The sequence below is a fragment of the Enterobacter sp. RHBSTW-00593 genome (genome assembly GCF_013784105.1).
Taxonomy (GTDB): domain Bacteria; phylum Pseudomonadota; class Gammaproteobacteria; order Enterobacterales; family Enterobacteriaceae; genus Enterobacter; species Enterobacter ludwigii.
This window is the reverse complement of record NZ_CP056393.1, coordinates 3944922-3969755: the sequence shown is the minus strand read 5'-3', so window position 1 is coordinate 3969755 and position 24834 is coordinate 3944922. Positions and strand designations below refer to the sequence as shown.

Annotated in this window: 22 protein-coding genes and 1 pseudogene; 13 read left to right on the top strand and 10 right to left on the bottom strand. The window is 54.7% G+C overall.

Going from position 1 to position 24834, the window contains the following annotated elements; all coding sequences use genetic code 11:
- Position 1: 1 nt before the first annotated feature.
- Positions 2-904: a carbohydrate ABC transporter permease gene (locus HV242_RS18975; RefSeq protein WP_025203331.1), complete on the bottom strand. Its 903-nt coding sequence runs from the start codon at positions 902-904 to the stop codon at positions 2-4.
- Positions 897-1787, bottom strand: a complete 891-nt coding sequence (locus HV242_RS18970; protein ID WP_181616858.1) for a carbohydrate ABC transporter permease — start codon at positions 1785-1787, stop codon at positions 897-899. The genes HV242_RS18975 and HV242_RS18970 overlap by 8 nt, the downstream gene beginning before the upstream one ends.
- Positions 1788-2327: 540 nt before the next feature.
- Here HV242_RS18970 and wzz(fepE) point away from each other — a divergent pair.
- Positions 2328-3452, top strand: coding sequence for an LPS O-antigen length regulator Wzz(fepE) (gene wzz(fepE), locus HV242_RS18965; protein ID WP_050737249.1), 1125 nt, complete (start codon positions 2328-2330; stop codon positions 3450-3452).
- Between the two features lie 41 nt (positions 3453-3493).
- Here wzz(fepE) and HV242_RS18960 read toward each other — a convergent pair whose 3' ends face one another.
- Complete coding sequence (locus HV242_RS18960; protein ID WP_020883766.1) at positions 3494-3817, bottom strand: cupin domain-containing protein; 324 nt, start codon at positions 3815-3817, stop codon at positions 3494-3496.
- Between the two features lie 136 nt (positions 3818-3953).
- On the opposite strand from HV242_RS18960, the gene HV242_RS18955 reads away from it, so the two are divergent.
- On the top strand, positions 3954-4646 hold the full coding sequence (locus tag HV242_RS18955; RefSeq protein WP_020883767.1) for an aspartate/glutamate racemase: 693 nt from the start codon (positions 3954-3956) through the stop codon (positions 4644-4646).
- On the opposite strand, the gene HV242_RS18950 is transcribed toward HV242_RS18955, so the two are convergent.
- Positions 4641-5564 (bottom strand): LysR family transcriptional regulator, encoded by a 924-nt coding sequence (locus HV242_RS18950; RefSeq protein WP_050737248.1) that lies wholly within the window; start codon positions 5562-5564, stop codon positions 4641-4643. The genes HV242_RS18955 and HV242_RS18950 overlap by 6 nt on opposite strands.
- A gap of 122 nt (positions 5565-5686) precedes the next feature.
- On the opposite strand from HV242_RS18950, the gene lysA reads away from it, so the two are divergent.
- On the top strand, positions 5687-6949 hold the full coding sequence (lysA, locus tag HV242_RS18945) for a diaminopimelate decarboxylase (protein ID WP_025203335.1): 1263 nt from the start codon (positions 5687-5689) through the stop codon (positions 6947-6949).
- Here lysA and HV242_RS18940 read toward each other — a convergent pair.
- The gene (locus HV242_RS18940) at positions 6919-7956 is read right to left on the bottom strand and encodes a LacI family DNA-binding transcriptional regulator (protein ID WP_050737247.1); all 1038 of its coding nucleotides are present in this window, start codon (positions 7954-7956) and stop codon (positions 6919-6921) included. The genes lysA and HV242_RS18940 overlap by 31 nt on opposite strands.
- A gap of 300 nt (positions 7957-8256) precedes the next feature.
- Here HV242_RS18940 and HV242_RS18935 point away from each other — a divergent pair, with 300 nt between their 5' ends.
- The 4 genes from HV242_RS18935 (at position 8257) to HV242_RS18920 (ending at position 12354) form a co-directional block, all read left to right on the top strand.
- Positions 8257-9582 carry a PTS sugar transporter subunit IIC gene (locus HV242_RS18935; RefSeq protein ID WP_020883770.1) on the top strand — a complete coding sequence of 442 codons (1326 nt, stop codon included), beginning with the start codon at positions 8257-8259 and terminating at the stop codon, positions 9580-9582.
- 7 nt (positions 9583-9589) lie between these two features.
- The gene (locus tag HV242_RS18930) at positions 9590-11017 is read left to right on the top strand and encodes a glycoside hydrolase family 1 protein (protein ID WP_050737350.1); all 1428 of its coding nucleotides are present in this window, start codon (positions 9590-9592) and stop codon (positions 11015-11017) included.
- A 90-nt stretch (positions 11018-11107) separates the two neighbouring features.
- A complete protein-coding gene (locus tag HV242_RS18925; protein ID WP_014171459.1) occupies positions 11108-11881 on the top strand; it encodes a GntR family transcriptional regulator in 774 nt (257 codons plus the stop codon).
- A complete protein-coding gene (locus HV242_RS18920; RefSeq protein ID WP_014171458.1) occupies positions 11878-12354 on the top strand; it encodes a GNAT family N-acetyltransferase in 477 nt (158 codons plus the stop codon). The genes HV242_RS18925 and HV242_RS18920 overlap by 4 nt, the downstream gene beginning before the upstream one ends.
- On the opposite strand, the gene galR is transcribed toward HV242_RS18920, so the two are convergent.
- On the bottom strand, positions 12315-13331 hold the full coding sequence (galR, locus tag HV242_RS18915; RefSeq protein WP_020883772.1) for an HTH-type transcriptional regulator GalR: 1017 nt from the start codon (positions 13329-13331) through the stop codon (positions 12315-12317). The genes HV242_RS18920 and galR overlap by 40 nt on opposite strands.
- Before the next feature lie 424 nt (positions 13332-13755).
- On the opposite strand from galR, the gene aas reads away from it, so the two are divergent.
- Positions 13756-15915 carry a bifunctional acyl-ACP--phospholipid O-acyltransferase/long-chain-fatty-acid--ACP ligase gene (gene aas, locus HV242_RS18910; protein WP_020883773.1) on the top strand — a complete coding sequence of 720 codons (2160 nt, stop codon included), beginning with the start codon at positions 13756-13758 and terminating at the stop codon, positions 15913-15915.
- Positions 15908-17101: a lysophospholipid transporter LplT gene (lplT, locus tag HV242_RS18905; RefSeq protein ID WP_025203340.1), complete on the top strand. Its 1194-nt coding sequence runs from the start codon at positions 15908-15910 to the stop codon at positions 17099-17101. The genes aas and lplT overlap by 8 nt, the downstream gene beginning before the upstream one ends.
- A 78-nt stretch (positions 17102-17179) precedes the next feature.
- Here lplT and HV242_RS18900 read toward each other — a convergent pair whose 3' ends face one another.
- The 4 genes and pseudogenes from HV242_RS18900 to HV242_RS24355 all read right to left on the bottom strand — a co-directional run.
- Positions 17180-18220 (bottom strand): NADP(H)-dependent aldo-keto reductase, encoded by a 1041-nt coding sequence (locus HV242_RS18900; protein ID WP_047956049.1) that lies wholly within the window; start codon positions 18218-18220, stop codon positions 17180-17182.
- A 132-nt stretch (positions 18221-18352) separates the two neighbouring features.
- Positions 18353-18571 (bottom strand): YgdI/YgdR family lipoprotein, encoded by a 219-nt coding sequence (locus tag HV242_RS18895; protein ID WP_020883776.1) that lies wholly within the window; start codon positions 18569-18571, stop codon positions 18353-18355.
- Between the two features lie 128 nt (positions 18572-18699).
- Positions 18700-19392, bottom strand: a complete 693-nt coding sequence (gene mutH, locus HV242_RS18890; protein ID WP_032678891.1) for a DNA mismatch repair endonuclease MutH — start codon at positions 19390-19392, stop codon at positions 18700-18702.
- Between the two features lie 154 nt (positions 19393-19546).
- Positions 19547-19612: pseudogene (locus HV242_RS24355) on the bottom strand (hypothetical protein); the annotation flags it as partial.
- A gap of 463 nt (positions 19613-20075) precedes the next feature.
- On the opposite strand from HV242_RS24355, the gene rppH reads away from it, so the two are divergent.
- From rppH to thyA, 4 genes are all read left to right on the top strand, one after another.
- Positions 20076-20606, top strand: coding sequence for an RNA pyrophosphohydrolase (gene rppH / locus HV242_RS18885; RefSeq protein ID WP_013098553.1), 531 nt, complete (start codon positions 20076-20078; stop codon positions 20604-20606).
- A gap of 12 nt (positions 20607-20618) precedes the next feature.
- Positions 20619-22865, top strand: a complete 2247-nt coding sequence (gene ptsP, locus HV242_RS18880) for a phosphoenolpyruvate--protein phosphotransferase (protein ID WP_014171450.1) — start codon at positions 20619-20621, stop codon at positions 22863-22865.
- A gap of 213 nt (positions 22866-23078) precedes the next feature.
- Positions 23079-23954 (top strand): prolipoprotein diacylglyceryl transferase, encoded by an 876-nt coding sequence (gene lgt, locus HV242_RS18875; protein WP_014171449.1) that lies wholly within the window; start codon positions 23079-23081, stop codon positions 23952-23954.
- A gap of 6 nt (positions 23955-23960) precedes the next feature.
- Positions 23961-24755, top strand: a complete 795-nt coding sequence (gene thyA / locus HV242_RS18870) for a thymidylate synthase (RefSeq protein WP_050737245.1) — start codon at positions 23961-23963, stop codon at positions 24753-24755.
- Positions 24756-24834 lie beyond the last annotated feature (79 nt).

Below are 24834 nucleotides of genomic sequence, written 5' to 3'. Positions count from 1 at the left end.
CTTAACCTTTAATTCCGCTGCTGGTGACGCCCTGGACGAAGTAGCGCTGTGCCAGGAAGAAGACAATGATGGATGGCAGAATGGAGATGCTCGCCATTGCCAGAATTTCGTTCCACGGCGCCCCTTCGGTGACGTCGATGGACATTTTCAGCGCCAGTGCAATCGGGTATTTATCCACGCTGTAGACATAAATCAGCGGCCCGATAAAGTCGTTCATTGACCACATGAACTGGAACAGGGCGACGGAGATAATGGCCGGTTTCAGGATCGGCACCACCACGTACCACAGCACCTGAAGCGAGTTACAGCCGTCAATTTGCGCCGCCTCCTCCATGTCACGCGGCACGCCGCGCAGGAACTGGATAAGCATGAAGACGAAGAACCCCTGGGTAGCGAAGGCCAGCGGCAGGTACAGCGGCATATAGCTGTTGAGCATGCCCATTTCACGGAACATCAGGTACTGCGGGATCAGCAGCACGGTGCTGGGGAGCAGCATGGTGGTGATGAGGGTAGCGAACCAGAATTTCTTCCACGGGATTTCAAAGCGCGCAAAGCCGTACGCCACGATGGTGGAGGAGATAATGGTCAGGATCACTTTCGGGATCACATACTTAAAGGTGTTCAGCATGTAATGGCCGAAGTTGTATTCGGTACCGGTTTTCCAGCCATTCACAAAACCGTCCCAGGTCGCATGGGCAGGCCACAGGCTGAGAGTGGTGAAAATCTCGTGGTTCGGTTTGAACGACGCCGAGAACATCCACACCAGCGGATAAAGCATCAGCAGGCCGACAAACAGCAGGATCACGTAGCGCACAGCGGCGTTAATTTTCTCTCTGCGCAGCGTGCGGGCGACTTCACGCTCGGCAATCGTCCTCGCCGTGGAAAGTTGTTGGATATCAGCCATTTTTGCCTCCTTTATCGGCGGAGTAGAACACCCAATATTTCGATGACTTAAAGGCGATACCGGCAAAAATGGCCACCACCAGGAACAGGATCCACGCCAGTGCTGCGCCGTAACCCATGTCAAAGTATTTAAACGCGGTTTCGTAGATGTAGAGTGAGAACAGGTAAGTGGAATACGTTGGCCCGCCGCCGGTAATGACATACGGTCCAGTAAATTCCTGGAACGCCTGGGTGGTCTGCATAATGAAGTTGAAGAAAATCACCGGCGTGATCAGCGGCACGGTCACTTTCGTGAACATCTGCCATTTGGATGCCCCATCGATCATCGCCGCTTCATACTGCGACTGCGGTACGTTTTGCAGCGCGGCCAGGAAGATGACCATCGCGGAACCGAACTGCCAGACGCGCAGCAGGGTGACCGACATCAGGGCCAGCGAGGGCTCACCCAGCCAGTTCACCGGGTCAAAACCAAATACGCCAATAAAGCTGTTCAGCAGACCATCAATGGCAAAGAGCGCGCGCCACAAAACAGCAATGGCCACGGAGCTGCCGAGGATCGACGGAATATAGTAGGCGGTACGGAAGAATCCAATACCGCGTAATTTAAAGTTCAGAACAAACGCAATCCCTAATGCAAAGGCGAGCTTCAGGGGGATAGTCAGAAATACATACGCAAACGTCACTCCCATTGATGTCCAGAAGAGCGTGTCTTCCGTAAACATGTAGCGATAATTTTCAATGCCGTTAAATACCGGCGGGCTCATCAGGTCATAATCCGTAAAACTCAGGAAAAACGATGAGACGAAGGGGAAAGCCGTAAAGAGTATCAACCCAATGATGTAGGGTGATATCCACGCGAGCCCCAGCAGCTTGTTTTCATTCATACTTACCTACCTGGTAATCAATGGTTTAAAACGGAATCTGCGTCTGTAACAACCTTTCAGGCTGTCGAAACCGAGCCTGAACGGCAATGTTCTGGGTAATACGTGTCACGGTTACTTCATTTAACTTTGTTTTATAAGACTTTTTCCGATTTCATCGTTGAGCGAAACGCCTGGGTTTCAATACGGTAGAACTCGTGTTCCTGGATAATAAAACGCCGTTTTATTTTATATTATTGCTATTTGTTTCTGCGTCATTCGCTTAATAGCGGAAATGTGATCAAAGTCGAAACGGTGTTTCAATAAGGTGATGAGGATGGCATTTTTGCGCTATTTCAGGCGTTCAAAGAAGAGAGAGGAGGGCGGGCGGAAAGAACCGGATGATTAATAAAGACAATACCGTGGAGAAACTAACTACTAATTCTGATAGCAGGTCTACAGCTGGATCATTCTTTCGTTCAGATAATTCTTACTTTCTTGTATCATCGGACCACTGTAACCAATCAGGCAGAAATGGTCTGCACCCTCAAAAGAAGAATGGCTATGTCAGCAATGGATTTCAAAAAAAATACGGATCTCGACTTCCCCCATTACGCGGCCCCGGCAGTCAGTTCCAAAGAAATTGACCTTCTGGGACTGTTAGAAGTTCTTCTGGCGGCAAAAAAACGTATCGTCGTGATTGCCTTCGCATTCGCACTGGTTGGACTGGCCATCGCGTTCTTACTGCCACAAAAATGGACCAGTAAAGCGGTGATCACACCGGCGGAACAGACGCAGTGGAACCCGCTGCGCCAGATGATGGTCGCCCTGCAGGTGCTCGACGTGGACGTGAAAATTACCCGTCCGGACGTGTTTAACCAGTTTATTAAAAAGTTCCAGTCGCAGTCGTTGCTTGAGGAGTACATGAAATCCTCACCTTACGTGATGGCACAGCTGGAAGGCACTGATGTGGATCCGCTTGAGCTGCATCGTGCGGTGGTCAATATCTCCGAAAAGATGAAAGCGGTAGATAACACCCTGGCAAAAGACGCGGATAAAGCGCCGTACGTCTCGTGGACATTGAGCTTCACCGCGCCGACGGCGGGGGATGCGCAAACGGTTCTTAAAGGTTACGTGGATTACATCTCGCAGATTGTTGAGCAGGAAACCATGGAGAATATCCGTAACCAGATCACCCTGAAAACCAAAGTGGTGGAGCAGCAGCTGGAGCTGGATCGGGTACGTCTGACGAATGTTCACAACACCAATCTGCAGCGTCTTAACTATTCTCTGGAAGTGGCCAACGCGGCGGGCATCAAAAAGCCGGTCTACAGCAACGGTCAGGCGGTTAAAGACGATCCGGATTACTCCGTCGCGCTCGGTGCCGACGGTATCGCGCAAAAACTGCAGATTGAAAAAAATCTCAAGGATATCGCTGAGCTGAACGCGGACTTCCAGAACCGGGAATACTACCTGGCGCAGCTGAAAAAGCTGTCTGTCGAAGACGTCAAACTTGAACCGTTCAAGTATCAGCTCTCTCCATCCATGCCGGTGAAAAAAGACGGTCCGGGCAAAGCCCTGATTGTGATCCTGTCGGGACTGCTGGGCGGGCTATTTGCCTGTGGCAGCGTATTACTGCGTGAGGCCATGCTCAGCCGCAATCCTCTGGTCGAGCCTGTAACGGAATAAAAAACGCAGACGAGAAGGGCGCTGTCATCAGCGCCCTTTTTTTATTTCAAAAAATCCTCACGTACCGGCGTGAAGGTATCCAGCAGCGTGCCGGGTTTAAGACACACGCAGCCGTGCATCACATGTGGCTTTTTGTAGAGGGTATCCCCAGCCGTCACCACATGTTTTTCATCTCCAATCGTGAACTCAAACTCGCCGGACAGCACATAGGTTAACTGTTCATGAGGATGGTTATGCAGTGGGCCTGTCGCGCCCTGTTCAAAATTCACCTCCACCGCCATCATTTTACCGCCATGGGCAAGAATACGGCGCGTCACGCCGTTCCCCAGATCGTCAAGCGTGGTCTCGTTGTGGAAAATAAACATATCGTCACCCCAGAATGTATTAAAACAATGTTTCATTTAATTTATATCACCAGGGGTTAAAAAGAAACGACGTGATAAAGAACTGGAAACACGATCACAAGTTTGCTTCACTGGGATAAACACATAAGGAGGGATGATGAAAACGATCGGCCTGTTAGGGGGGATGAGCTGGGAATCGACAATCCCCTATTACCGCCTGATTAATGAAGGGGTGAAGCAACGTCTGGGGGGCCTGCATTCTGCCAGCCTGCTGCTGCACAGCGTAGATTTCCATGAAATCGAAGCCTGCCAGTCGAGCGGTGAATGGGATAAAGCCGGGGAAATACTGGCCGAGGCCGCGCTGGGGCTGGAGCGTGCGGGAGCAGAGGGGATTTTGCTCTGTACCAACACCATGCATAAAGTCGCGTCCCATATCGAAGCGCGCTGTTCGCTGCCCTTCCTGCACATTGCCGATGCAACCGGGCGGGCCATCACCGCATCCGGGTTACGTCGTGTGGCGCTGCTGGGAACGCGCTACACCATGGAGCAGGATTTTTACCGCGGTCGGTTGAGCAGCCAGTTTGGCATTGAAAGCCTGATCCCGGATGAGGCAGACCGGGCCCGCATCAACCAGATTATCTTTGATGAACTCTGCCTCGGGACCTTTAGCGAATCATCCCGGGCATATTACGTCAGCGTGATTGAAAAACTCGCGCAGCAGGGGGCGGAAGGGGTGATCTTCGGCTGTACGGAAATCGGTTTACTGGTGCCGGTTGAGCAAAGCCCGATTCCGGTCTTCGATACCGCCGCGATTCATGCCGCCGATGCCGTGGAGTTTATGCTGTCATAAACTTTGCCGATCGGATAAACGAAGCGCCACCTGACGGGCATGGGTTATCAGGTGCTCCGTAAACGCCTCCACCAGCGCTGAGACCGGGCGATGGAGGGGGCGGATCAGGCTCACGGTGAACGGGACTGACAGGCTAAACGGGCGGATGACAATATCGCGCCCGGCGTAATCCAGCGCCGTCAGTGGATTCACCACCGAAACGCCCACCCCGGCGCGCACCATGGCGCAAATGGAGGCCGCACTGTGGGTCTCGACCACCATCCTGCGCTTCACCTGATGCTCGGCAAACAGTGAATCCAGCAGCTGCCGGTAGCTGTCGGTTTGTGACAGGCTAATGTAGTTTTCACCGTGAAAATCCGCTGGCGTCAGAATCTGCTTGCGGGCAAGCGGGTGCCCGGCTGGCAGCACGCACACCTCATCTAAAGAGAGCAGTTCCGTGCGTTCCGTTCCCGCGGGCGTAGAGAGGGTTTCGGTCAGGCCTAAATCATGGCGCTGTGCGGAGAGCCACTCCTCGAGCAGCGGTGACTCCTGCGGGACAATCGTGAGATTCACCTCCGGATATCGGGCCAGAAAAGGCTGGAGCAGCGTCGGCAAAAAAGACTGCGAAAAGACGGGCAGGCAAACAATCGATAGCTCGCCCTGCCGAAACTCGCGCAGGCTTTCCGCCGCACTGACAATGCGATCCAGGCCGTACCATGAGCGCTGCACCTCTTCGAACAGGCGCAGCCCCTGTACCGTCGGGTGAAGCCTGCCCCGGGTGCGTTCGAACAGCTTCAGTCCCAGCACTTTCTCGAATCGCGCCAGCTCGCGGCTGACCGTTGGCTGCGAGGTATGGAGCATCTGCGCAGCCTCGGTGAGGTTGCCCGTGGTCATCACGGCGTGAAAAATCTCGATATGGCGCAAATTGACGGCGGGCATAGGTCACCTGAATACAAAGAACTGTCCATATCATTTTTGCATAGACTCGCGATAAAACGATATTTTTTATTCTCTTCCTGCTGTGGCGTAATCATAAAAAAATGTCACCCCGGAGAAAGACCATGCCACGCCCGCTTAACCAGACTGATACCGATTTGAATGCCGAAAACCTGCTACGCCTGCCTGCCGAGTTTGGCTGTCCGGTGTGGGTCTACGACGCGCAGATTGTTCGCGAGAAGATTGCTGCCCTGCATCAGTTTGACGTGGTGCGTTTTGCCCAGAAGGCGTGCTCCAATATCCACATTCTGCGTCTGATGCGTGAGCAGGGTGTGAAGGTCGACTCCGTCTCCCTGGGGGAGATTGAGCGCGCGCTGGCGGCCGGGTTTGATCCGAAAGCCGATCCTGACGCGATTGTGTTTACCGCCGATGTGATCGACGACGCCACGCTTGCTCGCGTCCATGAGCTGCAGGTGCCGGTAAACGCCGGGTCCGTGGATATGCTGGAACAGCTTGGGCAAGTTTCTCCGGGCCACCGCGTCTGGCTGCGCGTGAACCCTGGCTTTGGTCACGGTCATAGCCAAAAAACCAATACCGGCGGCGAAAACAGCAAGCACGGTATCTGGTATGCCGATATGCCCGCCGCCCTGGACGTACTGCAGCGTTACAATCTGAAGCTGGTGGGCATTCATATGCACATCGGCTCCGGCGTGGATTACGCGCACCTTGAGCAGGTTTGTGGCGCAATGGTGCGCCAGGTGATCGAGTTTGGTCAGGATCTGGAGGCGATCTCCGCCGGGGGCGGTCTTTCCATTCCTTACCGTGAAGGGGAAGAGGCGATCGACACCGATCACTATTACGGCCTGTGGAGCGCCGCGCGTGACCAGGTCGCCGCGCATCTTGGTCATGCCGTGAAGCTGGAAATTGAGCCGGGTCGTTTCCTGGTGGCTGAATCCGGGGTGCTGGTGGCGCAGGTTCGCAGCGTGAAAGAGATGGGCTCGCGCCACTTTGTGCTGATTGACGCCGGCTTTAACGATCTGATGCGCCCGTCAATGTACGGCAGCTATCACCACATTTCGGCTCTGGCTGCCGATGGCCGCGATTTAACTCACGCGCCGCGTATCGAGACGGTTGTCGCGGGCCCGCTGTGTGAGTCTGGTGATGTCTTTACCCAGCAGGAAGGGGGGAAAGTGGAAACCCGCGCGCTGCCGGAAGTTAAACCAGGCGACTATCTGGTGCTGCACGATACCGGTGCGTACGGGGCGTCAATGTCCTCAAACTACAACAGCCGCCCGCTGCTGCCAGAAGTGTTGTTTGATAACGGCAAGGCGCGGCTGATCCGCCGCCGCCAGACCATTCAGGAACTGCTGGCGCTGGAACTCGTCTGAGTGAAGTACGGCCCCGTCGTGACCGAGTCGCGTAATACCAGCGTACCGGTGAACGGCGGGATCGCATCGACCGGTTGGTTTTTTGCCAGCCGGATCGCCTGATCGATAGCCGTAACGATCATATTGTCGATAGGCAGGTAAACCGACGAGAGCGCAGGCTCCAGCCATTTCGCGCATGGGGCATCGTCAAAGCCAAACAGGGAAATATCCTGTGGGATCCGCAGCCCCGCCTGGTGTAGCGCCTTGGACGCACCCAGCGCCATATCATCGTTACAGGCAAACAGAGCGCTAAACGCTATACCGTCGGCAATCAGCTCTTTGCAGAGCTCATATCCTCGCGTCATTCCCGCATCGCCATACTTAATCCGCCGCTCGTCCAGACGAATGCCGTGCTTTTCCAGCGCCTTACGGTAGCCCATCAGCCTCGCTTTCCCGGTTGGCGTGTGGATCGGGACGGTGATACAGGCGATCTCCCGGTGGCCGTGGTTGATCAGGTAATCCACGGCCTTAAAGGCGGCATCCTGCTGTTCGAAGAACACGCAGCGATCGGGCGCCTGGCTGACTTCACGGTTGATGACCACCAGCGGGGTTTGCACCGAATGGATCAGCTTCATGATCGCTTTTTCGCTCATGTAGCGGGTGTAAAGCACGATGGCATCGCATTTGCGATCGGCCAGCATTTGTACCGCCTGCTCTTCCTGCTCCGGGGCGTCGTGACCATCTGTGACGATCAGCTGCTTGCCGTGGGTTTCCGTCTGTCGGGAGGCCTGCTGAAGAAGACGACCAAAGTAAAAACCATCAAAGGTAGAGACCACCAGACCAATGCTGTTGCTGGTCTGGTTTGCCAGCGAACGCGCGAGAAAATTCGGGCGGTAGCCCAGCTCTTCCATCGCATTAAACACCTGCTGACGCGTACTCTCTTTAACCTGACCTGTGCCGTTCAGCACGCGCGATACCGTGGCTTTCGACACGCCCGCGCGCAATGAGACATCCAGCATTGTTGCCATTAGACATTCCTGATTCCACGTAACGATCTGCAGTTTAACACAGACCATCCGGTGCATAAGCGATGCGGGAAGGGCAAAACTTCCAGCACGATCACGCTTTTAGGTAACGATCGGTCAGTTCGAAATACCGGGTTTTAAGTGGTATGCCAAAATCGATATAAACCGCATTTTGGAATACCTGTTACGTCGTTGAGAGCTTAATCACAGAACAAAACCCGACATGAAGCTATTTTTGGTATGCCAATAGTATCCGGCTGTACACCTTATCCAATAAAAGCCCTTTTACTGAGGTATTACCCTATGGCATTACAGGAAAAACTGATCGACGCTCTGGGCAGTTTTGCCACAAAATTCAACAGTTATCGCTATATCATGGCGATCAAGTCTGCCTTTATTACCTTAATGCCGGTCATCATCGTTGGGGCATTCTCTGTCTTGATCTCCAATATGGTACTGGATCCGAAAAATGGCCTGGCGAGCTTCCAGTCCCTCTCTTTTCTCGCCACGCTAAAACCCATCACCAGCGCGCTCAATTACGCCACCCTGAATTTCCTTAACATTGGCGCGGTGTTCTTAATCGGTATCGAACTGGGCCGCATCAACGGGATCAAATCCTTATTCCCTGGCCTGCTGGCGGTGATCTGCTTTATCTGCGTGACGCCGACCACCGTCGAGATGCTGGTGGATGGTGAAATGCACGTGGTGAAAGACGTGCTGCTGCGTCAGTTCTCTGATACCCGTAGCCTGTTCCTCGGCATGTTTATCGCGATTCTGTCGGTAGAAATTTACTGCTGGCTGGAAAACCGCAAGGGGCTGAAGATCAGGATGCCGGACACCGTACCGCCAAACGTGGCGGCATCGTTCTCCGCACTGATCCCGGCGATCATCACCACTACCGCGATTGCCACATTGGGTTTCGTCTTCCATCAACTCACCGGCATGTATCTCTATGACGCGGTCTATCAGGTGGTGCAACAGCCGCTGGAGCGCGTGGTGCAAAGCCTGCCGGGCATTCTGCTGCTGATGTTTGTCGCACAGCTTTTCTGGGTGATTGGTATTCACGGCAACCAGATGATCAAGCCGATCCGCGAGCCGCTGCTGTTAGGCGCCATCACCGTTAATATGAGCGCCTTTGAGCAGGGCAAAGAGGTGCCGAATATCATCACCATGCCGTTCTGGGATGTGTACATGAGCATCGGCGGGTCGGGGCTGACCATCGGCCTGCTGATCGCGGTCATGATTGCCACCAAACGCAAAGAGATGAAAGAGATCGCCAAGCTTTCCATTGGTCCGGGGCTCTTTAACATCAACGAGCCGGTGATCTTCGGCATGCCAATCATGCTTAACCCGATCCTCGCCATTCCTTTCATTATCACGCCGCTGGTGACCGGCTCTATCGGTTACTTTGCCACCGTAACCGGCTTTGCCGGTAAAGCCGTGGTGATGGTGCCGTGGACCACGCCGCCGCTGATCAACGCCTGGCTCTCCACTGCCGGATCGATGGGGGCGGTCATCACTCAGCTTATCTGCATTGTGACTGCCGTCATTATCTACCTGCCGTTTGTGAAGATTGCTTCACGACGTGCCGAACAGGCCGCGCTGCAACAGGCGACCGACAATGCATGAGGATGTGATGACGACAAAACAGATAACCATTCCGCAGGATTTCATTCTGGGCGCGGCCGCGTCAGCCTGGCAAACCGAAGGCTGGAGCGGCAAAAAGGCGGGGCAGGATTCGTGGATCGATCTCTGGTACAAAAACGATCGCCACGTCTGGCACAACGGCTATGGCCCGGCGGTGGCGACCGACTTTATCAACCGCTTTCGCGAGGATGTGGCGCTGATGAAGCAGGCGGGGCTGACGCACTACCGAACCTCGATTAACTGGTCACGTTTTTTAACCGACTATGAAAAAGTGACGGTGGACGAGGAGTACGCCGCCTATTACGACGCGTTGTTTGATGAGATGCACCGTCAGGGTATTGAGCCGATGATCTGCCTCGAGCATTACGAGCTGCCGGGCGTGCTGCTTGACACTTACGGCGGCTGGGCTTCAAAGCAGGTTGTCGAGCTGTTTGTCCGCTATGCGGAAAAAGTCTTTGAACGCTACCACGGTAAAGTCACCCGCTGGTTTACCTTCAATGAACCGATCGTGGTACAGACCCGCGTTTATCTCGATGCGCTGCGCTGGCCCTACGAGCAGAATACCGGTAACTGGATGCAGTGGAACCACCATAAGGTTCTGGCGACGGCAAAGGTTGTGCAGCTGTTTCGCGCCAAAGGGTACCCTGGCTCGGTTGGCTGTATTCTCAACCCCGAAGTCACCTATCCCCGCTCGTGCGCGCCGCACGATGTTAACGCCGCAGAGAAGTACGATCTGTTCTATAACCGCGTATTTCTCGATCCGCTGGTGCACGGGCGCTACCCGTCAGAACTGTTTACGCTGCTGGAACAGCATCAGGTGGCGTGGGACTACACCGCAGAAGAGCTGGAACTGATTGCGCAGAACACCGTCGATGAGCTGGGGATAAACCTCTATTACCCGCATCGGGTGAAAGCGCCGTCTCGTGCCTGGCACCCGGAGACACCGTTCCACCCGGCGTACTACTACGAACCGTTCGAACTGCCAGGACGGCGAATGAATAAATCCCGCGGCTGGGAAATCTACCCCCGCATTATCTACGATATGGCGATGCGGATAAAAAATGACTACCGCAACATCGACTGGTTCGTGGCGGAGAGCGGGATGGGCGTGGAGAACGAAGCGCAGTTTCGCAACAGTGACGGGGTCATTGACGACGAGTACCGCATTGCGTTCATTCGCGAGCACCTCTATTACACGCTGCTGGCGCGGGAGGAGGGGGCAAACTGTCATGGCTATATGCTGTGGGCCTTCACGGACAACGTATCGCCGATGAACGCCTTCAAAAACCGCTACGGGCTGATTGAGATCGATCTCGATAACAATCGCGCCAGGCGGGCGAAAAGGTCGGCGAGCTGGTTCCGGCAGCTGCGCGATGCGCGCGTGCTCACGCTCCCGGTCGATGATGAATGGAAGTAAGCGAAAACCATGCTGGTTCTGGTAAAATAGCGCACAAACTGGCCGGGAGGACGCCCGGCCTGCGCATTAACTGAAAAAACAGGTGAAAACGTGGATAAGGCTGTCATCCTGCCGGAAAAAAAACAGTACCAGGAAATTGGCGAGGATTTACGGGCGCAAATTATCCAGGGGCACTATCCCGTAGGTTCCCGTCTGCCGCCCGAGCGAAATATTGCTGAGAAGTACGGCGTAAGCCGTACCATCGTGCGTGAGGCATTGTTGATGCTGGAGCTGCAGGGCACGGTGGATATCCGCCAGGGGTCTGGCGTTTATGTGATGCGCATTCCTGAAGAACACGAAAACGAAGAAGAACGTTTTCTGAACAGCGACGTCGGCCCCTTTGAGATCCTGCAGGCGCGCCAGCTCCTCGAAAGCAACATCGCCGCGTTTGCTGCCAAAATGGCGACACGCGCAGACATCGACAATCTGCGCCGTATTATTGAGCAGGAGCAGCGCGCCATTGCCGCCAACGATAACAGCCAGGACAACAATAAAATGTTTCACCTGGTGCTGGCGGGGGCAACGCAAAACCAGATGCTGCTGGCAACGGTAGAGAGTATCTGGCACCACATGGACAGCAGCCCGCTGTGGCAGCAATTCAATGGGCATATCGCCAGCCGTGCATACCGCCTGAAATGGCTGGGCGACAGGCAAACTATCCTCGCGGCGCTGCGTCGTCGTGACGTGATGGGCGCCTGGCAGGCGATGTTCCAGCATCTGGAAAATGTGAAAAAGAGCTTACTTGAACTCTCCGATGAAGATGCGCCGGATTTTGACGGTTATCTTTTTGAATCTGTGCCCGTGTTTCAGGGGAAGCTGGTGTGACTATTCTGCCTCTCTATGCCGCGCCTCAGTATGCGGAACAGGTAACTGACTGGATCTGGCAGGCGTTCGGTGACGGGCTTACGCGGGCGTTTTTCCAGAGCATCGTTGAACACAGCCAGACGCCGGGCGCGTTACCGTTGACCTTTATTGCTCTGGAGGGCGAACAGCTTCTGGGTACGGTCGGGATCTGGCGCTGCGATTTAATCACCCGACAGGATCTTTGTCCGTGGCTGGCTGCGCTGTACGTTGATGAAGCGGCGCGTGGTAACGGACTGGCGGGAAAACTGCAGCAGCATGTTATCGCCTATGCCGCACAGGCCGGGTATCACGAACTGCATCTGTGGTCTGCCTGCCGCGACTTCTACGAACGTTACGGCTGGCAGTACATTGGCGATGCGCTCGAATACCCGAACAAAACGGTACATCTGTATCGCTATTCCTCTCCCGCTTCTGCTGGCGAACCTACAGAGTGACGGCGGACTAAGGTGGGGCTGAACAGGTGGGTGATATCCGGTGGCTGGCGTTGTTCGGCCAGCGCCAGTGCCAGCTCCGCAGCCTGCGTTGCCATTGTGATAATCGGGTAACGTACGGTGGTCAGGCGGGGACGCACGTAGCGGGACACCAGCACATCATCGAAGCCAATGAGTGAAATTTCTCCCGGCACCTCGATTCCGTTGTCATTTAACACCCCCATTGCCCCGGCGGCCATCGAGTCGTTATAGCTGGCAACCGCCGTGAAATTCCGTCCACGCCCCAGCAGCTCTGTCATTGCCTGTTCGCCGCCACTCTCATCTGGCTCGCCGTAGGCCACCAGCCGGTCATTACACGGCAAACCGTTTTCGCGCAGGGCATCGTAGTAGCCCTGCAGGCGATCTTCGGCATCGGAAATCGGGTGATTGGAGCAGAGATAACCAATGCGGGTATGGCCCTGCTGAATCAAATGGCGGGTAGCAAGCCAGGCGCCGTAGCGGTCGTCGAGTGCCACGCAGCGTTTCTCAAAACCGGGAATAATTCGGTTGATGATCACCATGCCGGGGATCTGCTTCATCAGATGAATGAGTTCAGCATCGGGGATCATTTTGGCGTGAACAACCAGCGCAGCGCAGCGGTGGCGCATCAGCTGTTCGATAGCCTGGCGTTCTTTTTGTTCGTTGTGATAGCCATTGCCGATCAGCAGAAAATTGCCGGTCTGATAAGAAACCTGTTCAACCGCTTTTACCATAGCGCCGAAAAACGGGTCAGACACATCGCCCACCACCAGTCCGATGGTTTCAGTAGACTGTTGGGCAAGGGCGCGGGCGTTGGCATTCGGATGGTAATTCAATGATTCCATGGCGTTTTGCACCGCCTGGCGTGATGCGTCACTGGCTTTAGGGGAGTCGTTAATCACGCGCGAGACGGTCGCCACGGAAACACCAGCCAGACGGGCCACATCCTTTATTGTCGCCATTACATACCTTCTTAGTGGGGGTAAGCGTTTACACACGAAATAGTGTTGCGGAAAAGCGCCGTGCATTCAAGGGGCGCGGGGTTTCGCCCTCCACAAACGTGACGCAGCACAACCCTGGCCGTGTAATCGTTACACGGCCAGTCATGTCTGAATAATGTCAATCTGAACCTTTAGTTACACTTTGCCTCAGGCTGTTGCGATTGTCCGATGGCGAGGATGAGGGGGAGATTGATAGAGTCGAGATCCCAGAGGTATTGATTGGTGAGAATTCTTAGTACGGTTTCGTACTCTTCTCTTGCACCAACCTGCGCGGATGCGCAGGTTTTTTTTCGCCTCAACTTTGCAGTCGCTCCCGTATCACTTCTCGTGTAATCTGCCACCATTTACTATCAACCCTTCACACTGGCTGGCAAAGGGAGTTGAGATGCTTTTTGGGTTCTTCCGTACACTCTTCCGTATTCTCTTTCGCATTCGCGTCACTGGCGATGCTCAGGCGCTTCGCGGCGAACGCGTTCTTATCACACCAAACCATGTTTCCTTTATCGACGGCATTCTGCTGGCGCTATTTCTGCCCGTGCGTCCGGTGTTTGCGGTTTATACCTCCATCAGCCAGCAGTGGTACATGCGCTGGCTCACGCCGCTGATTGATTTTGTGCCGCTCGACCCGACCAAACCGATGATGATTAAACATCTGGTGCGTCTGGTGGAGCAGGGGCGTCCGGTGGTTATTTTCCCGGAAGGGCGCATCTCGGTGACCGGTTCACTGATGAAAATCTACGACGGCGCCGGGTTTGTCGCGGCGAAGTCAAAAGCAACCGTGGTGCCACTGCGTATTGAAGGGGCGGAGCGCTCCTATTTCAGCCGTCTGAAAGGGCTGGTAAAGCAGCGCGTGTTCCCAAAAATTACGTTGCATATCCTGCCGCCAACGTCGTTACCGATGCCTGACGCGCCCCGTGCACGCGATCGCCGTAAAATTGCCGGAGAGATGCTGCACCAGATTATGATGGAAGCGCGTATGGCGGTTCGCCCGCGCGAGACGCTGTATGAATCCCTGCTGTCGGCACAGCACCGCTACGGCGCGAAGAAAAACTGCATCGAAGACATCAACTTTACCCCGGATACCTATCGCAAGCTGCTGACCAAAACATTGTTCGTGGGCCGTATTCTTGAGAAGTACAGTCAGCAGGGCGAAAAGATTGGCCTGATGCTGCCCAACGCAGGCATCAGTGCGGCGGTGATTTTTGGAGCCGTTTCCCGTGGCCGTATTCCGGCGATGATGAACTACACGGCGGGCGTGAAAGGGCTGACCAGCGCCATCACGGCAGCGCAAATCAAAACCGTCTTTACCTCCCGCCAGTTCCTCGACAAAGGCAAACTGTGGCATCTTCCTGAACAGCTTACCCAGGTACGCTGGGTCTTCCTGGAAGATCTTAAAGCGGACGTGACGACAGGCGACAAACTGTGGATTTTTGCTCATCTGCTGATGCCGCGTCTGGCCCAGGTGAAACAGCAGCCGGAAGACGACGCGATTATCCTCTTCACCTCTGGCTCTGAAGGCAACCCGAAAGGCGTCGTCCACAGTCACAAGAGTATTCTGGCGAACGTTGAGCAGATCAAAAGCATTGCCGACTTTACCGCGAAAGACCGGTTTATGTCAGCGCTGCCGCTGTTCCACTCGTTTGGTCTGACGGTGGGGCTTTTCACGCCGCTGCTGACCGGTGCCGAAGTCTTCCTTTATCCAAGCCCGTTGCATTACCGCATTGTGCCGGAGCTGGTGTATGACCGTAACTGTACCGTGTTGTTTGGAACCTCAACCTTCCTCGGGAACTACGCGCGTTTCGCCAATCCGTATGACTTCTTCCGCGTGCGCTACGTGGTTGCTGGCGCGGAAAAACTGCAGGAGAGCACGCGACAGATCTGGCAGGACAAATTTGGTTTGCGCATCCTCGAGGGGTATGGCGTGACAGAGTGTGCGCCGGTGGTCTCTATCAACGTGCCAATGGCGGCGAAACCGGGGACAGTAGGCCGAATTCTGCCTGGGCTGGATGCTCGTCTGCTGGCGGTGCCTGGTATTGAAGACGGCGGCCGTCTGCAGCTGAAAGGGCCAAACGTGATGAACGGCTATCTGCGCGTGGAAAACCCCGGCGTGCTGGAAGCACCGACCGCAGAAAACGTTAATGGCGAGATTGAAACGGGCTGGTACGACACCGGCGATATTGTACGTTTCGATGAGCAAGGCTTTGTGCAGATCCAGGGGCGTGCAAAACGCTTTGCCAAGATTGCGGGTGAAATGGTCTCGCTTGAGATGGTTGAACAGCTGGCATCGGGCGTCTCCGCCGACAAGATGCATGCCACGGTTGTGAAGAGTGATGCAAGTAAAGGCGAGGCGCTGGTGCTGTTCACCACCGACAGCGAGCTTAAGCGCGACCAGTTACTGAGCTATGCCCGCGAGCACGGCATTCCGGAGCTGGCGGTACCTCGTGATATTCGCTACCTGAAACAGCTTCCGGTGCTCGGCAGCGGTAAGCCCGACTTCGTGACCCTCAAGGGCATGGTTGAACAGGCGGAACAACATAATGCGTGAGTCAGTACACACTAACACCTCTCTGCGCTCAAAAGGCATGATGGCGGTGATTGCCGCCCAGTTCCTTTCCGCCTTTGGCGATAACGCGCTGCTGTTTGCCACGCTGGCACTGCTCAAGGCTGAGTTTTACCCCGACTGGAGTCAGCCGGTTCTGCAGATGGTGTTTGTGGGCGCTTACATTATCTTTGCACCGTTTGTCGGACAGGTTGCGGACAGCTTCCCGAAAGGCCGGGTAATGATGTTTGCCAACGGCCTGAAACTGCTGGGAGCCGCCAGCATTTGTTTTGGTTTCAATCCGTTTATTGGCTATACGCTGGTCGGCATTGGTGCCGCAGCCTACTCCCCGGCGAAGTATGGCATCCTCGGGGAGCTGACCACCGGTGATAAGCTGGTGAAAGCCAATGGGCTGATGGAGTCCTCCACCATTGCGGCAATCCTGCTTGGCTCCGTCGCAGGCGGTGTCCTCGCTGACTGGCACGTGCTGGCGGCCCTCGGCGTGTGTGCCGTGGTGTACGGTGGCGCGGTAGTCGCTAACCTGTTTATTCCGAAACTGCCGGTGGCGCGTCCGGGGCAATCCTGGCGCTTTAAGCCGATGACTGGCAGCTTCTTCAATGCCTGCCGCGTACTGTGGCGTAACGGTGAAACGCGATTCTCTCTGATGGGCACCAGCATGTTCTGGGGCGCTGGCGTTACGCTGCGCTTCCTGCTGGTGCTGTGGGTGCCGGTGGCGCTGGGGATCACGGACAACGCGACGCCAACCTACCTTAATGCGATGGTGGCGATCGGGATTGTGGTGGGCGCGGGGGCAGCGGCAAAACTGGTGACGCTCGACACCGTTGCTCGCTGCATGCCGGCAGGGATACTGATTGGCGTTGCGGTGCTTTTTTTCGCGCTGCAACACGCGTTATTGCCAGCCTACGTACTGCTGATCCTGATTGGTATTCTGGGAGGCTTCTTCGTGGTGCCACTGAATGCGCTATTACAGGAGCGTGGCAAGCAGACGGTCGGGGCGGGCAATGCTATTGCGGTGCAAAACCTCGGTGAAAACCTGGCGATGCTGCTGATGCTGGGCCTGTATTCGCTGGCGGTTAAAGCCGGTGCGCCTGTGGTAGGGATTGGCGTCGGGTTCGGTGGATTGTTCGCGCTGGCGATTGCCGGCTTGTGGGTCTGGCAGCGCCGCCGCTGATTCGGGTCGTCTTCAGCGCCTTTTCACAAGCGGGTGCAAACATTAAAAACGGCAACAGAGGTTGCCGTTTTGCTTTTTTTACGGTGCCGGATAGGTATAAACCTGATGCACCGCGTCAATCTCCGCCAGCACGTCCTCGCTCAGGTCCAGATGGAAACTCTCAATGTTGGTTTTCAACTGTTCCATCGTCGTTGCGCCCAGCAGGGTGCTGGCCACAAACGGCTGACGGCGTACGAAGGCCAGTGCCATCTGGGCAGGATCGAGCCCGTGGCGCTTCGCAATATCAACGTAGGCCGCGACGGCTTTCTGCGTCTGCTCGCCGCTATAGCGGGTAAAGCGGCTGAAGAGCGTATTACGCGCGCCGGCTGGCTTCGCACCGTTCAGGTATTTACCCGTCAGCGTACCAAAGCCCAGGCAGGAATAGGCGAGCAGCTCAACCTCTTCATATTGCGTCACTTCGGCCAGACCCACTTCGTAACTGCGGTTGAGCAGGCTGTAGGGGTTCTGGATGGTGACAATGCGCGGCAGATCGTGTTTATCAGCCAGGTGCAGGTAGCGCATAACGCCAAAAGCCGTTTCGTTAGACACGCCGATGTAGCGGATTTTGCCCGCTCGCTGGCATTCGGTCAGTGCTTCCAGCGTTTCAAGCAGCGTAACGGCGGGAGCACTTTCGTTCCAGCTGTAGCCGAGCTTACCAAAGCAGTTGGTTGGACGCTGCGGCCAGTGTACCTGGTAGAGATCAAGATAATCGGTTTGCAGACGCTTCAGGCTGGCATCCAGCGCGGCACGGATATTCTTGCGATCGAGGATCTGGTTTGGGCGGATCCCGGCATCGCTGTTACGCGCAGGGCCGCTGACTTTCGAGGCGACAACCAGTTTTTCGCGATTGCCGCGTTTTGCCAGCCAGTTGCCGACGTAGGTTTCGGTAAGCCCCTGCGTTTCCGGGCGTGGAGGAACAGGGTACATCTCTGCGACATCAATCAGGTTAATGCCCTGGCTGACGGCATAATCGAGTTGTGCATGGGCATCGGCTTCGCTGTTTTGTTCACCAAATGTCATCGTGCCCAACCCCAGTTGGCTTATCTCCAGAGAGCTGTGGGGGATACGGTGATAATGCATAGCCGGCTTCCTTCAATAGACATGTAGACCGCGTCAGGAACCTCCCGACAAAGGAATATAAACATGGCAGAGGGGAAGCAAAAGGGGAAGAAAAAAATCAAAAAGGCCAGCAAGGTACTGACCTCTCTCTGTTTATCGCTCGATAATTTGCGAGACTTCGTCGCGATTGATCTGCATTTTATTCCCGGACTGATCGCGATAGCTGACCAGGCCGGTGTCATCATCGACTTCCGGCTTGCCGTCTGTCAGGATCATCCGGCCATCTTTTGTCGCCATCACGTAATCGCTGCTACAGCCCGATACTGCAAACGCTAATCCGACTGCTGAAATTAACACTGCCCATTTTTTCATCGTTATCGTCCTCACCTGGCTCGTATCAAATCATAGTGTAGTAATAACCCGATATTTCGACAGGAGGAAGCGGTAAAATCTTAAAAACCAGGTGATTATGTTTGAGAGCTCTCAAAATAAGTAAAAAACTACGTTTTGAGTAAGAAATGGCGAGCAAGGAGCGCCCCGGTAAAGTTCTTTTTGAGATAAAAACCACGTGGCAATGTCAGTATCGGCTCGCCCCGGGCACCGATTGCTTCCGTGAGCGCTTTACTGTTCGCCGCCTTTGGCCGCAGCTGTAACACCTCTCCGTGTCGGGCGGTGATGCGCTCAACCTGACCGAGGACAATCATATCCATCAGCTCTTCCCAGTCCAGACGCAGCTGATGCTCTTCATCTTCATCCGGACTCCACAGCAGCGGTGCGCCAACCCGGCGTTCAGCCAGCGGGATCTGACGTTCTCCTTCTACGGGGACCCAAAGCACGCGCTTCAGTTTATGGCGAACGTGACTGGTTTCCCACGTCACACCAGTATTCCCGGTTAACGGTGCAACGCAGACAAATGTCGTTTCCAGGGGCTTCCCAAGGCTATCGATGGGAATGGTTTTTAACTCTACGCCCAGGGCGGCGAAATCCTGCTCCGGTTTACTCCCTGCGCTTGCACCCAACCACAGCTCCAGCAGCATGCCGATCCAGCCTTTATCCCGCTTCAGATCCTGAGGGATCGGCAGGCCAGCCATTGCCGCCAGCTCGCCAAGCGAAAAGCCAGCCAGACGCTGCGCCTGCTGTAGCAACTGGGTTTCGCTGGACGGCGGTGAAAGCAAGGGTAAAAGCGAATGCATGAAGGTAACCTTTTGATTAAAAAATACACTAAGAAATTGTCCCCTGTGGATAGAGTTTAACTTTTTCTGTACGAATATGCCATGTGTATGATTTATAGGTTTTTTTAGCACGCTAAAAATGGATGGCGAAGGACAAAAATTCGGTTGTTCAATTCTGGTCACTGACAATGAACAGGATCTTACACCATGTTATCCACAGAAAAGTGGGATAACTGGGCATAACCCTGACTACTGTTTCAATTTACAGCCTTGACGTGGGACGAAAATCCAATTTTCAAACAAATTGTGCCTAACTTATTGGCACAATCTGTGGATAAAACCGACGCTGTTCGATCTTTCATCAGCACAACGATCCCTGATGTGATGATCGTCACGCTTAAGCGGTGTGGGTCGGTTTTATTACGATTAACTTTATGAAAATAATGATTTTATTTTTTATTGGTAATGGAGGGAGATTGACGGCGGCTGAGGTTGTTCATCGGTAATCAGACACTTCTTCACAACTATATCCACAGAAAAGGTGAATAAAATTCCCCTCAGAGCTGCTCATCTGTTTATAACTCTGCCTGTATTTGTGAGTTATTCAAATGTTATTAGGTTGCAGCCCTGTAAGAGAGTGGTTTACCGCCTCCCTGTAGTGTGAAACAATCATTCATATATAAGGTTTAGTTTGGGGTAGTCCGGTGATTGATGACGATGGCTACCGCCCGAACGTAGGAATAGTAATTTGTAATCGTCAGGGCCAGGTGATGTGGGCCCGTCGATATGGTCAGCACTCCTGGCAGTTCCCGCAAGGCGGGATCAACCCGGGAGAGTCCCCAGAACAAGCGATGTACCGGGAGCTGTTTGAAGAGGTTGGTTTAAGCCGAAAAGATGTTCGCATCCTGGCTTCGACCCGCAACTGGTTGCGTTACAAGTTACCGAAACGTTTGGTGCGTTGGGACACAAAGCCGGTTTGTATCGGCCAGAAACAAAAATGGTTTCTACTGCAGTTGGTGGGCAACGATTCAGATATCAATATGCAAACCAGCAGTACGCCGGAGTTTGATGGCTGGCGTTGGGTGAGCTATTGGTATCCTGTTCGTCAGGTCGTGTCATTTAAACGCGATGTTTACCGTAGGGTGATGAAAGAGTTCGCAAGTGTTGTTATGCAGCTTCAGGAGATCCCGCCTAAGCCGCAGAGCGCACCTGCCTGGCGACGTAAAAGAGGTTAAGCTACGCAAATCATGCTCACCCGCTTGCGAGAAATAGTCGAGAAGGTGGCCAGTGCGCCGCGTCTGAATGAGGCGCTGAACATTCTGGTTACCGACATCTGTCTTGCGATGGAGACCGAAGTCTGTTCGGTGTATCTGGCCGACCACGATCGGCGTTGCTATTACCTGATGGCGACCCGTGGTTTGAAAAAGCCACGTGGACGCACCGTAACGCTCGCGTTTGATGAAGGTATCGTTGGTCTGGTTGGGCGACTCGCCGAACCTATCAACCTTGCCGACGCGCAAAAACACCCCAGCTTTAAATATATCCCCTCCGTAAAAGAAGATCGTTTCCGCGCCTTCCTGGGCGTGCCGATTATTCAGCGCCGTCAGCTGCTTGGTGTGCTGGTGGTACAGCAGCGTGAGTTGCGTCAGTACGATGAAAGCGAAGAGTCTTTCCTCGTCACGCTGGCCACGCAGATGGCCGCGATCCTCTCCCAGTCCCAGTTGACGGCACTGTTTGGTCAGTATCGCCATACGCGTATTCGCGCGCTTCCGGCGTCGCCGGGCGTCGCTATCGCCGAAGGCTGGATGGACGCCACCCTGCCGTTGATGGAGCAGGTGTACGAAGCCTCAACGCTTGATGAAGCGCTTGAGCGTGAGCGTCTCACCGCCGCGCTGGAAGAGGCGTCGAATGAGTTTCGTCGCTACAGCAAGCGCTTTGCCGCTGGGGCGCAAAAAGAGACGGCGGCCATTTTTGACCTTTACTCGCACCTTCTCTCCGATGCACGTCTGCGCCGCGAGCTTTTTGACGAAGTCGACAAAGGTGCGGTTGCGGAGTGGGCGGTTAAAAAGGTCATCGAAAAATTTGCCGAGCAGTTTGCGGCACTGACCGACGGTTACCTGAAAGAGCGGGCCGGTGATTTACGCGCCCTGGGGCAGCGTTTACTGTTCCATCTTGATGACACTATTCAGGGCGCGAATGCCTGGCCAAAACGTTTTGTGCTGGTTGCCGATGAACTCTCCGCGACAACGCTGGCTGAACTGCCTCATGACCGCCTGGCGGGCGTAGTGGTACGCGATGGCGCGGCGAACTCGCACGCGGCCATTATGGTGCGTGCGCTGGGAATTCCCACCGTTATGGGGGCGGATATCCAGCCATCGGTGCTGCACCGACGCACCCTGGTGGTCGACGGTTATCGCGGTGAGCTGTTGGTTGATCCTGAGCCGGTTCTGCTTCAGGAATACCAGCGCCTTATCAGCGAAGAGAATGAATTAAGCAAGCTGGCAGAGGATGACGTTAATCTGCCCGCGCAGCTCAAAAGCGGCGAGCGAATCAAAGTCATGCTCAACGCAGGTTTAAGCCCCGAGCATGAAGAGAAGCTCGGCAGCCGCATCGACGGTATCGGCTTATACCGCACCGAAATCCCGTTCATGCTGCAAAGTGGCTTTCCCTCTGAAGAGGAGCAGGTCGCGCAGTATCAGGGCATGCTGCAGATGTTTAACGACAAACCGGTCACCCTGCGCACCCTTGATGTCGGGGCAGATAAACAGCTGCCGTACATGCCGATCAGTGAGGAAAACCCGTGCCTGGGCTGGCGTGGGATACGCATTACGCTCGATCAGCCTGAGATCTTCCTGATCCAGGTGCGTGCCATGCTGCGCGCGAATGCGGCGACGGGTAACCTCAGCATTTTACTGCCGATGGTCACCAGCATTGATGAGATTGACGAGGCGCGGCGTCTGATTGAGCGTGCCGGTCGTGAAGTCGAAGAGATGATTGGCTATGCGATCCCCAAACCACGAATTGGGGTGATGCTTGAAGTGCCGTCAATGGTCTTTATGCTGCCGCAGCTGGCTAACCGTGTCGACTTTATCTCGGTCGGTACCAATGACCTGACGCAGTATATTCTGGCCGTCGACCGTAACAACACGCGTGTTGCCAGCATCTATGACAGCCTGCACCCTGCGATGATCCGGGCGTTAGCGATGATCGCGCGAGAAGCCGAACAGCACGATATTGATTTGCGCCTGTGTGGTGAAATGGCCGGAGATTCGATGTGCGTTGCAATCCTGATTGGGCTGGGGTACCGCCACCTCTCCATGAACGGCCGTGCGGTTGCCCGCGTGAAGTACCTGCTGCGGCATATCGATATTGAGGATGCCCGCGAGCTGGCTGAACGCAGTCTTGAAGCGCAGCTGGCCGCCGAAGTGCGTCATCAGGTGGCTGCTTTCATGGAGCGACGCGGTATGGGCGGCCTGATTCGCGGCGGTCGCTAATACGTACTTTTCCCCTCACTCCGTCCTCGTCCTTTGTTACAGGGCGGCGGTGAGGATATAACACACTCCTCTATACACATCTTTTACATCTCTGGCGCATCCTCCGCGTCCGCCTTATGCTATGATTCGCAACTTTGGAGCCTCTGCTAACAGCAGAATCGCATTTCTACCGCTGTCCACTTTCAGCGGAATAACAACATCTTGTGGTGACAGATGAACAGTGGTTATCTGCATTTTCCGGAATTTGATCCGGTCATTTTCTCAATAGGACCTGTTTCGCTTCACTGGTACGGTCTGATGTACCTGGTCGGCTTCATTTTTGCCATGTGGCTTGCTGGCCGTCGCGCCAGTCGTCCCGGCAGTGGCTGGACCAAAAACGAAGTCGAGAACCTGCTGTATGCAGGCTTCCTTGGCGTGTTCCTGGGCGGCCGTATTGGGTATGTTCTGTTCTATAACCTCCCGGTATTCCTGAACGATCCACTCTACCTGTTCCGCGTCTGGGATGGCGGCATGTCCTTCCACGGCGGGCTGATTGGTGTGATCCTGGTGATGGTGATTTTTGCCAAACGCACCAAGCGCAACTTCTTCCAGGTGTCAGATTTTATCGCGCCACTGATCCCGTTTGGTCTGGGAGCAGGACGTCTGGGCAACTTTATCAATGGTGAGCTCTGGGGACGTGTCGACCCGAGTGTCTCCTTTACCATGCTGTTCCCGGGTTCGCGTGCAGAGGACATGGCGCTGCTACCGTCTCATCCTGAGTGGCAATCCCTGTTCGATACTTACGGTGTTCTGCCGCGCCATATGTCTCAGCTTTACGAGCTGGCGCTGGAAGGCGTGGTGCTGTTTATCATCCTGAATCTCTTTATCCGTAAACCGCGTCCGATGGGGTCTGTCTCCGGTCTGTTCCTGATTGGCTACGGTGCATTCCGTATCATCGTCGAGTTCTTCCGCCAGCCGGATGCACAGTTCACCGGCGAATGGGTACAGTACATCAGCATGGGGCAGATCCTCTCCATTCCGATGATTGTCGCGGGTGTCATTATGATGATTTGGGCGTATCGTCGTCGTCCACAGCAACAACTTTCCTGAGGAACCATGAAACAGTATCTTGAACTGATGAAAAAAGTGCTCGATGAGGGCACGCCGAAAAATGACCGTACCGGTACCGGCACGCTCTCCATTTTTGGCCACCAGATGCGCTTCAATCTGCAGGAAGGTTTTCCGCTGGTGACGACAAAGCGCTGCCACCTGCGCTCGATCATTCATGAACTGCTCTGGTTCCTGCAAGGCGATACCAACGTTGCGTATCTGCATGAAAACAACGTCTCTATCTGGGACGAATGGGCAGATGAAAACGGCAACCTGGGCCCGGTGTACGGTAAGCAGTGGCGCGCATGGCCTACGCCGGATGGCCGCCATATTGACCAGATCACCACCGTGATGAACCAGTTGAAAAACGATCCGGACTCGCGCCGTATTATTGTTTCCGCCTGGAACGTCGGCGAGCTGGACAAAATGGCACTGGCACCGTGCCATGCGTTCTTCCAGTTCTATGTGGCAGACGGTAAGCTCTCCTGCCAGCTCTATCAGCGCTCCTGCGACGTGTTCCTCGGCCTGCCGTTCAACATTGCCAGCTATGCGCTGTTAGTGCATATGATGGCGCAGCAGTGCGATCTGGAAGTGGGCGATTTCGTCTGGACCGGTGGGGATACCCATCTCTACAGCAACCATATGGAACAGACGCATCTCCAGTTGACCCGCGAACCGCGCGCCTTGCCTAAGCTGATTATCAAACGCAAACCGGAATCCATTTTTGATTACCGCTTTGGCGATTTTGAGATTGAGGGTTATGACCCTCATCCAGGCATCAAAGCGCCCGTCGCTATCTGAGGCCGTCAATCGTGACATAACCGGTGCTGTTTAGCGCCGGTTTTTTTTTCGCCTTCTTCCCGCTTTCCGACGCGTTATC